At 69.8% G+C, this 11583-nt stretch carries 12 protein-coding genes; 6 read left to right on the top strand and 6 right to left on the bottom strand.

The genetic code is table 11. From position 1 onward, the window contains the following. The first annotated feature begins 189 nt into the window (after nt 1-189). Together U2P90_RS08505 and U2P90_RS08500 are read left to right on the top strand one after the other, a co-directional pair. Complete coding sequence (locus tag U2P90_RS08505) at nt 190-921, top strand: YebC/PmpR family DNA-binding transcriptional regulator (RefSeq protein WP_295821428.1); 732 nt, start codon at nt 190-192, stop codon at nt 919-921. Between the two features lie 201 nt (nt 922-1122). Further along, the gene (locus U2P90_RS08500; protein ID WP_295821430.1) at nt 1123-1251 is read left to right on the top strand and encodes a hypothetical protein; all 129 of its coding nucleotides are present in this window, start codon (nt 1123-1125) and stop codon (nt 1249-1251) included. Between the two features lie 359 nt (nt 1252-1610). Here the strand turns inward: U2P90_RS08500 and U2P90_RS08495 are convergent, their stop codons facing one another. Further along, a complete protein-coding gene (locus U2P90_RS08495; protein ID WP_322474574.1) occupies nt 1611-2570 on the bottom strand; it encodes an alpha/beta fold hydrolase in 960 nt (319 codons plus the stop codon). Nucleotides 2571-2679: 109 nt separating this feature from the next. Here U2P90_RS08495 and U2P90_RS08490 point away from each other — a divergent pair, with 109 nt between their 5' ends. Then, nucleotides 2680-3669, top strand: a complete 990-nt coding sequence (locus U2P90_RS08490; RefSeq protein ID WP_322474573.1) for a polyprenyl synthetase family protein — start codon at nt 2680-2682, stop codon at nt 3667-3669. Nucleotides 3670-3684: 15 nt separating this feature from the next. Here U2P90_RS08490 and U2P90_RS08485 read toward each other — a convergent pair whose 3' ends face one another. After that, nucleotides 3685-4479 (bottom strand): N-formylglutamate amidohydrolase, encoded by a 795-nt coding sequence (locus tag U2P90_RS08485; RefSeq protein WP_322474572.1) that lies wholly within the window; start codon nt 4477-4479, stop codon nt 3685-3687. A gap of 77 nt (nt 4480-4556) precedes the next feature. Between U2P90_RS08485 and recF the strand changes: the two genes are divergently transcribed. After that, a complete protein-coding gene (recF, locus tag U2P90_RS08480) occupies nt 4557-5684 on the top strand; it encodes a DNA replication/repair protein RecF (protein ID WP_295821439.1) in 1128 nt (375 codons plus the stop codon). Beyond that, nucleotides 5681-6568, top strand: a complete 888-nt coding sequence (locus U2P90_RS08475) for a DUF721 domain-containing protein (RefSeq protein ID WP_322474571.1) — start codon at nt 5681-5683, stop codon at nt 6566-6568. The genes recF and U2P90_RS08475 overlap by 4 nt, the downstream gene beginning before the upstream one ends. Here the strand turns inward: U2P90_RS08475 and U2P90_RS08470 are convergent, their stop codons facing one another. Next, nucleotides 6569-7762, bottom strand: a complete 1194-nt coding sequence (locus U2P90_RS08470; RefSeq protein WP_322474570.1) for a lipid-A-disaccharide synthase-related protein — start codon at nt 7760-7762, stop codon at nt 6569-6571. 71 nt (nt 7763-7833) lie between these two features. On the opposite strand from U2P90_RS08470, the gene U2P90_RS08465 reads away from it, so the two are divergent. Continuing rightward, nucleotides 7834-8256 (top strand): hypothetical protein, encoded by a 423-nt coding sequence (locus U2P90_RS08465; RefSeq protein ID WP_322474569.1) that lies wholly within the window; start codon nt 7834-7836, stop codon nt 8254-8256. 61 nt (nt 8257-8317) lie between these two features. Here the strand turns inward: U2P90_RS08465 and U2P90_RS08460 are convergent, their stop codons facing one another. From U2P90_RS08460 to U2P90_RS08450, 3 genes are all read right to left on the bottom strand, one after another. After that, a complete protein-coding gene (locus tag U2P90_RS08460; protein ID WP_295821447.1) occupies nt 8318-9169 on the bottom strand; it encodes a carbohydrate ABC transporter permease in 852 nt (283 codons plus the stop codon). Nucleotides 9170-9182: 13 nt separating this feature from the next. Further along, entirely contained in the window at nt 9183-10115 is a 933-nt protein-coding gene (locus tag U2P90_RS08455) for a carbohydrate ABC transporter permease (RefSeq protein WP_295821449.1), read from the bottom strand. A gap of 192 nt (nt 10116-10307) precedes the next feature. Continuing rightward, nucleotides 10308-11567, bottom strand: coding sequence for an ABC transporter substrate-binding protein (locus U2P90_RS08450; RefSeq protein WP_322474568.1), 1260 nt, complete (start codon nt 11565-11567; stop codon nt 10308-10310). Nucleotides 11568-11583 lie beyond the last annotated feature (16 nt).

The following is an 11583-nucleotide window of genomic DNA, read 5'->3' as shown; positions in this document are numbered from 1 at the left end:
GTCCGTCCCTCGCTCCGCTCGGTTCAGGAGGAGTGAGGGAACTCCTCACTCCCCCTGAACCCTGCTGTGACACCGACCGTGCCCGCGAACCCTGGAGCCGCACCAGACCCGGCACGCTAGAATGTCCGCCGTCACGCGCCGCCCCACACGGGGTCAGGCGCGATCACCCTGCAAGGAGTGTTCTGAAACATGGCCGGTCACAGCAAGTGGGCGCAGATCAAGCGCAAGAAGGGCGCGAACGACAAGAAACGCAGCGCGATGTACTCCAAGCACATCCGTGCCATCCAGGCCGCCGTGCGATCCGGCGGCAGCGGCGATCCGGCCGGCAACCTGAGCCTGAAAAACGCCATCGCGGCCGCCAAGACCGACACGGTGCCCGCCGACAACATCGAGAATGCCATCAAGCGTGCCGTGGGAGCGGCCGAGGGCGCCGCCGAGTACAAGGAGGTCACGTACGAGGGCTACGGGCCGGGCGGCACGGCGATCTTCATCGAGACCCTGACCGACAACGTGAACCGGACTGTGGCCGACATCCGCGCGGTGTTCAACAAGCGCGGCGGCAGCCTGGGCAACAGCGGCTCGGTGGCGTGGCAGTTCGAGAAGAAGGGCGTGCTGCTGATCCGCGACACCAGCGAGCAGGCCCAGGAGACAGCCATCGAGCACGGCGCGGAGGACATCCAGGAATCCGAGGAGGGCCTGGAGATCAGCACCGCGCCGCATGACCTGTACGCCGTACAGGACGCCCTGACCGGGGCAGGCTTCGCCGTCGAGAGCGCCCAGATCACCATGATCGCCACCAACACCGTGGCCGTGGCCGGTGACGACGCCCGGCGGCTGCTGACCGTCATTGACGCGCTGGAGGAACTCGACGACGTGCAGAACGTCTACTCGAACGCCGACCTGCCCGATGACGAGGACTGACCGGCAGAAGCGTCTGCAGCTCTGGATTCACGCCGCCTGACCGCCGCACGACCTGTGCCACAGCAGGTTTCAGGGGAAGTGAGGGGCTGAACTGATGCCCCTCACTTCCCATTCCAACCGCTGTCAGGCGGCGCTCGCCATGCTGAACCATGACGACGGGCTGACCCGGAAGGCGCAGGCTGGGTCGCGGAGGAGCCCTGTATGCTCGGACTGATCGTCCTGCTCACCATCCTGGGAAGTCTTGCGGATTTGGCCCGGCGTCAGGAACACCATGAGCGGCAGTACGCGGATCGCCATACCGGCCCGGCGGCGACCCCTCCTGTGCCCTGACTCCGGCCCCGTCCCTCGTGACTGGCCCTGATCCACCGCTTCCGACAGCATCAGTTCCGGTTCCTCCGATGGGCCGACCCGCCACGCGCTGTGGATTCCCGACCCCTTACGCTACTCCTGGCCGCGGTACCGTGTTCGCGGTTCATACGCCTGGACTGTGTTCAGGAATCGGGGCGCAGATCATCCTGACCACGTCCCGGATACAGCACCGGCGCGAGCAGGAGGGGCAGGGCAATGGCGGCCAGGGCGAACAGAAGGGTCATGCCAGCAGTGTGCGCGGCGACCCGTGATCAGGGGATGATCAGACGTTGATGTGGCGGATATGAGTCCTTGATGTGACGCCAAGGATTCAGGGGGAGTCAGGGGTGGGCGGCCCAGAAGGCGTCCAGGGCCGCCCGGACATCGGGCAGCTTCTCGAACTGTGGCAGGCCGTCGGTCTCCGGGATCCGGACGGCCTGGACACCGGGCTGCGCGGTGAACAGGGACAGGCGGTCGAAGGACACGAAGGCATCCTGGTCATACAGCACCAGCGCCGGGATGGTCAGCCGGCTGTAGAGCTCGGCGTAGGCGTCGGGGGTGAACAGCTGTCCACTGATGAAATACACGGGAGCGTACTTCGCGCCGGGCTGGCGCGCCGTGTCGTAGCCGTAGTCCACGAGGCCCTGGTCGACCGGCCCCCGGAACGACCGCTCCAGGAAGGACTCGATGACAGGGCGCAGCCGCAGCAGGCCGTACAGGGGTGTGCTGACGGCGTTCAGGGTGCGGTACAGCCGCTGGCCGCCGTCGTCGGCACTCGCCTGCTGCGTGCCCGGGCGCGGCTGACCCAGACCGCTGGGGCTGATCAGTGCCACGGTGCGGATGCGCGGCTCCTGAAGCGCGGCGCGGACGACGAACTCGCTGCCCAGCGACAGCCCCACGACATCCACGTCGGTGCCGAGCCGGGCGACCAGGGCCGTCAGGGCGGCCGTCATCAGGGCCGGGGTGTAGCGTGTGTCGGGGCGGTCACTGCTGCCGAAGCCCGGCCACTCCAGCGCGTACACGGGCCGGGTACCGGCGTAGGCGTCCCACAGCGGTTTCATCTCGTAGGCGCTGGCGGCGGCATTCACGGACGGCGTGAGGATCAGGGGGCGGCCCTGGCCGCGCGGATCGGCGTAGTACGCGGCGCGGCCGAACCCCGGCAGTTCCAGGGTCTGCCGCTCGCCGCTCACGGCGGGGCGCAGGGTCTGCCCGTCGGGGCCGGGCGTCAGGGCCGGGGCACACGCGGCCAGCACGGCGACCGCCCCGACCGCCAGCAACGCGAGTTTCAGAGTGCGTCTCATGAGCTGATCGTGGCGGACGGAACCAGCCGCGTCTGTCCGGCGGCCCACGATTGTTCCCCCGGCACGGTCTGGGGCGATTTCAGACGCACAGCCGCTAGACTGCGGCCCGATGAGGGAAGAACTGCTGTCGCGCGTGCTGTCTCTGCTGCCCACGGGGGAGGCCCGGCCAGAACTCCAGGCCTACGCCGACATGCTGCGCGATTATCCCCTGCGGGGCGGCAAGGGCATCCGCTCGGAACTGCTGCTCGCCAGTGCCCGTGCCCACGGCGCCGCACCCGGCACCCCCGCCTACGAGGGAGCGCTGTGGCTCGCGGCGGCGCTGGAGCTGTTCCAGAACTGGGTGCTGATCCACGACGACATCGAGGACGACTCCGAGGAGCGGCGCGGGAAGCCCGCGCTGCACCGCCTGCACGGCGTTCCGCTGGCGATCAACGCGGGGGACGCGCTGCACATCTACATGTGGGAGGCCGTGCTGCGCTCGGGCGTGCCCGGCGCCATGCCGGAGTTCCTGCACATGATCCACCGCACCGCCGAGGGCCAGCACCTCGACCTGTCGTGGGTCGAGCACCGCGAGTGGAACCTGCGGGCCGAGGACTACGTGCAGATGGTCGAGCTCAAGACCGCCCACTACACCGTGATCTCGCCGCTGCGGCTCGGGGCGATGGCGGCAGGCGCACAGCCGGATCCGGCCTTCACGGAGGCGGGCCTCGCGCTGGGTACCGCGTTCCAGATCCGCGACGACGTGCTGAACCTGGCAGGCGACCCCGCGAAGTACGGCAAGGAGATCGGCGGCGACCTGCTGGAGGGCAAGCGCACCATGATCGTGCTGCGCTGGCTGGAGGATGCCCCCGAGGAACAGCGCCACATCTTCCTGCAGCAGATGCGCCGGGGGCGAACCGACAAGGACGAGGCGGTGATCGCGGACATCCACGCGTGGCTGCTGGCCTCGGGCAGCGTGACCCAGGCCCAGGACTGCGCGCATGCCCAGGCCGCACGGGGACTGGCACTGCTGGAGGACGCCTTCCGGCACGCGGCCGATCCGCAGGCGGCCCGGGAACTCCTGACCGTGATCCGCGCCCTGGCGACCCGCGAGGCGTAGGACACGGCGCCAGACTCAGGTCAGCAGCGTCAGCGCCGCGTCTGCGAACTGCGCGAAGGCCGCGTTCAGGGCCCGGATGGCGCCGTCCACCGGCTCTCCCCCACTGCCCAGGTACAGGCCCGCGTTCACCTCGATACCCAGGGCGGGTACACCGCTGCGCCGCGAGTGGGTCACACTCAGGGTGTCGCTCTGCCACGGCTCCCCGATGGTCACGCGCTCGAACGGACTGGCAGCGATCACGTCCGCGAAGGCGGCCTCGCACGCGGCTTTAAGCGCGGGCCAGTGCTCGCGGGGCACCGTCGGAGCGTCGTCCTCGCCGGGCATCAGACAGATGGCAGGGCGCGGGGTGCCGGTGTCGTGGCCCAGCGCGGGGCCGTGCGTGCCCATGCAGTGCCCGACGATCATCAGGGCGGCGCCGGGCAGGCTGTCCGTGACCTGGGCGTCAAAGGAATCCCAGATCCGGCGCAGCCGCGCGTCACGGGCCGCCTCGGTCAGGGTGAAGCCTGCCGGGTACAGCGGTGTGCGCGTGAAATCCACGAGCTTGATCACGCCGTTGTCCACGCGGTCGTCGCGCTCGCGGTTCAGATCGACCACGAAACGGCTCCACGGCGCATTGATGTGCCGCGCTCCGGGCAGCGCGTAGATCAGATCGGTATAGGGGTCGCCATCCAGAAACAGGCGGCGCAGGAAGGCCGTGCGCGTGGGGGTGTCGTACGCGGCGTCGCCCAGCATGTCTCGCAGCACATCGGCCGGCACCTGCCCGGAGGAATGGGGAGTCACGATCACGAGGTCGCCGCGCCGGGGAGTCATGCCCGCAGCATAGGGACGACCGCCAGGCCAGGACATGAGGAGCACCCAGACAGTCCTCCCCCGTCGCGCGGCCTAGAATGCAGCCCGTGCGCCTGGACTCGCTCTCGACCCTGAACTACCGGAACCTGGCTCCGTGCACGCTGCGGTTCCCGGCGGGCGTGACCGGCGTGTACGGTGAGAACGGCGCGGGCAAGACCAACCTGCTGGAGGCCGCCTTCCTGGCCCTGACCGGCCTGACCGACGTGACCCGCCTGGAACAGCTGGTGCAGCAGGGCGAGAAGGAGGCGTATGTGCGCGCCGACCTGGAGTCCGCCGGGGCGCTCAGCATCCAGGAGGTCGGCCTGGGGCGCGGGCGGCGCCAGCTGAAAGTGGACGGCGTGCGCGTGCGGGCCGGCGACCTGCCGCGTGGCAGCGCGGTGTGGATCCGCCCCGAGGACAGTGAACTGGTCTTCGGTGCCCCGGCCGGGCGGCGGGCCTACCTGGACTCGCTGCTGTCGCGGGTCAGTGCCCGCTACGCCCAGCAGCTCGCCCGCTACGAGCGCACCGTGTCGCAGCGGAACGCGGCCCTGCGCGGCGGCGAGAGCTGGGCCACGCAGGTCTGGGACGACGCCCTGGTCAGGCTGGGGCCGGAGATCATGCTGTTCCGTCGCCGCGCCCTGACCCGCCTCAGCGAGCTGGCCGCCGAGGCGAACGCCGGTCTGGGCAGCCGCAAGGTGCTGACCCTGGAACTCACGGAATCGACCACGCCCGAGACCTTCGCCGCCGATCTGGCGTCCCGGCAGGCCGAGGAACTGGCCCGGGGTTCCACCGTCACCGGGCCGCACCGCGACGACCTGCTGCTCACGCTGGGCGGATTCGCGGCCACCGAGTACGCCAGCCGGGGCGAGGGCCGCACCATCGCCCTGGCGCTGCGCCGCGCCGAGCTGGAACTGCTGGCCGAACGCTTCGGCGAGCGGCCGGTGCTGCTCGTCGACGACTTCTCGGCGGAACTCGATCCGGGCCGCCGGGCCTTCCTGCTCGATCTGGCAGCCAGCGTGCCCCAGGCCATCGTGACCGGCACCGAGCGGGCACCGGGCGCGGCCCAGACCCTGCGTGCCCACGCCGGACGCTTCACCCCCGAGGGTGACGCGTGGGAGTTGCCGGACGCCGAGGTGCCAGATGAGCTGGAGCGGCGGCCCGAGGTGCTGGCGGAGCGGGACGCATGAGTAATCCCTACCGCAAACAGGGCGGACGCCGCCTGAGCGGGCCGCGTGGCATCGGGGAACTGATGAGCGCGACGCTGGGCACGGCCAAGCTGGCGCGGGGGGTCGGGCGGGCCCGGGCGATCCTGGCGTGGCCGCAGGCGGTCGGGCCGGAGATCGCCCGCCTGACCCGGCCGCGCACCCAGCAGGGCAGCGTGCTGTTCATCGAGGTGCGCGACAGCGCGACCGCGCACCACCTGACCATGCAGCGCCACCACTTCCTGAAGGCCCTGCGGGCGCTGCTGGGCGACGACTCGGTGACCGAGCTGCGCTTCAGCGTCGGCCCCGTGCGCGAGGCGGTCATGGCCCCGCCGCCCCCGGCGCTGCCGGCTCCGGACAAGGCGCGGGCCCGCCGACTCGTGAAGGACGTGCAGGGCGACCTGCGCCCGGCCGCGCTGAAGGCGGCCGAGGCGATCACCCGGGCGCGCAAGTGGCGCGAGGAGCAGGGCTGGCGGCCGTGCCCGGTGTGCGAGGAACCCAGCGCGGAGCAGCCCTGCCGCGCGTGCACGCTGACCCTGGCCGACCCCAACGTGAAACGTACCGCCCGCAGCCTGTTGCGCGACCCGGAACGGCTCCCCAGTGTGGCCGAGGTGATTGGCGACAGCGGGGCCAACGCCGCCCGACACCTGGCGCTGCGCCTGCTCGAAGGGCAGCTCGACCTGCTGGCGCTGGAGTGTGTCCGCAGCGGCCAGGAGGACGGCTACCGCGAGTTCCTGGCGCAGCAGGCCGACGTGTACCTGTCGCTGCTGCTGCGGCGTCCCCGCGCCGCCCTGCTGCGCCGCGACCGCGTGAGCCTGCCGGAGAACGCCCGCAATGCCCTGAACGCCGGCCCCCGCCCCGGTTCCTGATCACCGCCCTGCCAGCCGGCGGATCTCGGCGGCGATGACCGGCAGCGCCCCCGCCGGCCCGATCCGTTCCAGCCCCGCCAGCGCGGCGCGGGCACGTCTCGTGCCGTCGGCCAGCAGGGTTCGCACCTCGCCCGCCACGGCCGCCGGGTCGGCCGGCACCACGCTCAGCGCGTCGCCCAGCAGACGGCCCTGCCGCCGCGCGAAGCCGGGGGTGTACTGCGGGCCAGCGGTGGCGAAGGCCACGACCGGCACGCCCAGGCCGGCCAGCTGCTCATTGGCCGTGCCGGACGTCCCGACGGCGATGTCTGCCGCCCGTGCCAGCGCCCCGAAGGCGCCGCGCAGCAGCACGACCGCTCCCCCATCGCCAGAGGCGGTGGCCCTCTGGTCACTCTGCACGGCCAGTGTCCAGCCGTCGGGCAGGGTCACGGCCTCCCACGGGTGGGCCCACGCGACCAGGGCCTGGAGGCCGGGCAACAGAGCGGCGGCCCGCAGCATGACCGGCAGGCTCTCGCGGTGGTCGCCCCTGGTACCGGGCAGCAGGGCCAGCACGGGCCGGTCACCGCGCAGAGGCAGCGGCCGTTCCGGTTCGGGCAGCACGTCCATGGCGAAACTGCCGGCGAACCGCGCTGGGACGCCCCGGTCGGTGTAGTAGCGGGCGGTATGGGCGTCCCGCACGTACACGGCGTCGGCGCGGCGGGCCAGGGCCAGTTCGTACTCCATGGGGCGGTTCGCGCCCAGGGCGTTCAGTTCCCGCAGGGTGCCGCGCAGCCCCAGGCCGTCCAGATAGTGGGCACTGAGCAGCGGCTGCACATGCACCAGCGCCGCGCCCGCCCGCCGCGCCGCCAGTGTGCCGACCATCAGGGCGTAGGCATCGCCCACGACGACCACTACGGCCGCGCCACGGGCACCGCGCACGGCGTCGGCCCACTGGCCCAGCGAGTCGCGGATCAGGCCGGCCCGCAGGTCGGCCCGCAGGTTCGCGGCACTGCCGAAGGGAAAGCCGCCGCTGGGCAGGTCGAGCACCCGGCCCACCCGCTCCCCGTTGGACAGGCCCGCGTAGGCCCCGCCACGGCCGACCAGAGGCGAGGATCGAATCGCCCACTCGGGCCCCAGCAGACCGGCCAGCCGGGCCCCGATGTGATCCTCGGCAGTGCCGTTGGAGACGAACAGGGCGGCAGGTGGGGTGGCACTCACGCGGGCAGCATAGCGGTCACCGTGCAGGGGGCCCATCCGTGGTACGAATGGGAACGCAGCGAGCCGACACCATGAGCGAATTCGACGAACTCCAGGGCATCATCCAGCGGCACGCCGAGCGGCGGCAGGCCGAGGCCCGCGCGTGCGAGACCTTCCTGCACGCGCTGTACCACGCTCTGCGCAGCGCCAGTGGGCCGGGTCTGCCCCTGAACAACGTCACGCTGGATGTCGTGCCCGATCCCCTGCACCGCCTGCGGCCGACCCCGACCGGCGGCTTCCACGCCGCGTGGCTGCGCCTGGGTCTGTGCGAGGTGCTGGTGCGCGTGCGGCGCTACGACGGCGCCTTCCAGGGCGAGTACGGCGACGGCGGCGTGTTCCGCCTGGACACCACCGGCGAGGACGACCTGCTGGCCCTAGCAAGGCGCATCCTGAAGGACGTGGCCGCGACCTATGCCGGCGAGCCGCTTGACCACACCCTGAGTCGCCTGAACTGACGCGCACAGATCAGGGCCGCCCCCCGACTGGAGGAGCGGCCCTGCCTGTGAACCCCGTCGGTCAGCCCTTGACGGCCCCGGCGGTCAGGCCGGACACGATGTTGCGCTGGAAGACCAGCACCAGAATGATCAGCGGCACGGTCACGACGATACTGGCGGCCATGATCGGCCCCCACGGCTGGTCGTACTGCGACGCGCCGGAGTAGTTGGCGATCACGACCGGCACCGTGCGGTTGGAACTCGTGAAGGTCAGGGCGAAGAGGTACTCGTTCCAGCAGTTGATGAAGGCCAGCAGGCCGGTCGTGACCAGCGCGGGCATCATCACCGGGAACAGCACCAGGAACAGTGTCTGCAGGGGGCTCGCGCCGTCCACCAGGGCGGCCTCTTCCAGCTCGCCGGGGATGTCACGCACGAAGGACGTGAGCACCCACACCGTGAAGGGGATGGTGAAGATCAGGTACGAGAAGATCAGTGCCAGGGGGTTGTTGAACACCCCGGCCGAACGGATCAGCGTGAACAGGCCGCCCAGCACGGCGATCTGCGGGAACACACTGACGGCCAGGATGATGTACAGCACGGCCTGTTTCCCGGCGAAGCGGAAGCGCCCGAGTGCATACGCGGCAAACGAGCCGAACAGGATGCTGATCGCCACCGCGCCCACCGCTGCGATCACGCTGTACAGCAGGCCGCGCTGGAAGGCCGGGTTGCCGAACACCTGGACATAGTTGTCCAGGGTCTTCGGGGCGACCAGGAACTCTCCGGGCGTGAGGAACAGATTCGCACCCTTGCTGAAGGACGTGATGACCGCCCACACGAACGGGAACAGCAGGTAGAAGGTGATCGCGATGACCAGCACGTAGAACGCGGTGCGCTGGAGGTAGTACAGGCCGGGATTGGTGCGCTGCAGGTTCATGATCCGTACCCCCTCAGTCGAACTTCACGCGGAACGCCGTGACGTAGATGACGACGATCACCATGATGATCAGGAAGATCGCCACCGAGATCGCGCTGCCCATCCCCAGCAGCGAGTTGTCGATCAGGTTCAGGCGGGCGTAGCCGGTCATGGAGGTGCTCGCGGCGTTCACCGGCCCGAGCATGACGTACATGATGTCGAACACCCGCAGCGCGTCCAGCGAGCGGAACACCAGCGCGACCAGCAGCGCGGGCCGCAGCAGGGGCAGGGTCATGCGCCAGAACTGCGTCCACTTGCTCGCGCCGTCCATGTCGGCCGCCTCGTACATGTCGCTCGGGAGGCTCTGCAGGCCCGCCAGGATCAGCAGGGCCATGAACGACGTGGTCTTCCAGACGTCCACGGCGATCATCGCCCAGATGGCCTTGTCCGGCTCGGCCAGCAGCGCCTGACCGCCCAGCAGCCCGCGCCCGATCAGGCCGAAGGAATCGTTGTACATGTAGGCCCACATCTGCGCCGACACGACGGTAGGGATCGCCCACGGCACCAGCATGGCGGTGCGCAGGAAGGCGCGGCCCTTGAAGGCCCCGTTCACGACCAGCGCGATGATCATGCCAAACACGGTCTCCAGGAACACCGACACAACTGTGAACAGCATGGTGTTCTTCACCGCCTGCCACCACTTGGGATCCTGCAGGAAGCCGATGCCGATGCCGTCCTCGGTGGTGAACCAGAAGTTGTGGAGCCCCACGTTCACAGCGGTCTCGGGCGAGGTGAGGTTCGCCTCCTTGAAGGCAAAGAAGATGGTACGCCACAGCGGATACCCCGCGACGACGGCGATGGCGATCAATGTGGGCAGCAGCAGCCACAGGGCCGTGCGGGCGCGGGACGCCTCGATGCCCCGCGTCTTGACCACCGTGCGGGGCTGGGGAGTGGCGTTCGTGGTCATGGGTGGAGGCCTCCTGTGCGGTCGTGTCGGGAATGCGGCAGGGCGGGCGGCAATGTGATGTGCTGAACGATACTCCGATCAGGCGACCCCTGCCGCCACCTGCCCTTCAGTCACCCTGAAGACGAGAAAGGGACGCCCGGATCAGGACGTCCCTCCTCGAGAACTTCGCGGACGGCGAAGGGGACTGCTCGTTTACCAGCCGCTGCCCTTGATGCGGGCGAGCGTCGTGGCGAGCTGCGACACGGCAGCCTGACCCTTGGTCTTGCCGGTCAGCACGTCGCTGACGGCGCTGCTGAAGGCCTGCGAGACCTGATTGTACTTGCTCTTGGTCGGGCCGGACGGACGAGCAGCGGCCGAGGTGAACACGCTGTACAGGCTGCCGAAGAAGGGGTTGGCCTTCAGGACGTCGGCGTCCTTGTAGAGGCTCTGGATGGTGGGGTTGTACGCACCCTCGATCGCGCGGATCTTCTGCTCGGCGGGGCCGGCGAGGTAGCGCGTGAGTTCGATGGCCGCCGCCTGGTTCTTGGAGTACGTGCTCACGCCCAGCTGCCACCCACCCAGGGTCGCGGCATTGCGCGCGCCGCCCGAGGGCAGGGGGGCCACGCCGATCTTGCCCTTGACCTTGGAATCCGCGCCCTGCCCCAGCGCCCAGGCGTAGGGCCAGTTGCGCATGAAGGCGGCGTTGCCGGACTGGAAGATGCCGCGAGCCTCTTCCTCACCGTAGGTGGTCACGCCCTGGGGGCTGATGGTCTTGACCCAGCTTGCGGCGGTGTCCAGGGCCTGGGCGGCCTTGGCGTTGTTGATGGTGATCTTGCCGGTCGAATCGACGATGGTGCCGCCGCCGAAGGACACCAGCCACTCCATGGCGTCGCAGGTGAGGCCCTCGTAGTTCTTGCCCTGCCACACGTAGCCGGCAAAGGCCTTGTTGGCCTTCTGCTCGCCGTCCTGGATCTTCTTGGCCATGGTCGCCAGCTCGGCCCAGGTCTTGGGAGCGGCGCTGTAGCCGTACTTCTTCAGCAGGTCCGTGCGGTAGTACAGCAGGCCGGCGTCCGTGAACCACGGCATGGCGACGAGCTTGCCGTCCACGGTGTTGGCGTCGATGATGCCCTTGAAGTGCGTGTTGACTTCAGCGGCAGGCACCTTGCCCTTCAGGTCGACGAAGTGCTGGGCGAGCAGACCGGGCCACACGACGTCGAGCTGGTACACGTCAATGTCGCTGCTCTTGGCGGCCAGCTGCTGCTGGTACAGCGCCAGGCGGTCGTTGGTGAGGTTGGGGCTCTCGAAGACCTTAACGGTGTTCCCGGTCTTGGCGGCCCAGCGGGCCGCGCCCGCCTTGCACAGTTCCAGTTCCTGGCCGACCGCACCGCAGGCGATGGTGAGGGTGACAGCACCGGCGTGGCTGCCCGAGGCAACGGCAGCGGTGAGGGTGAGGAGCGCGATGGCTTTCTTCATGGATCCTCCTGCGTGG

Source organism: Deinococcus sp. AB2017081, assembly GCF_034440735.1.
In the GTDB taxonomy this organism is placed as follows: Bacteria; Deinococcota; Deinococci; order Deinococcales; family Deinococcaceae; genus Deinococcus; species Deinococcus rufus.
This window is presented reverse-complemented; position numbering and strand designations above follow the sequence as displayed.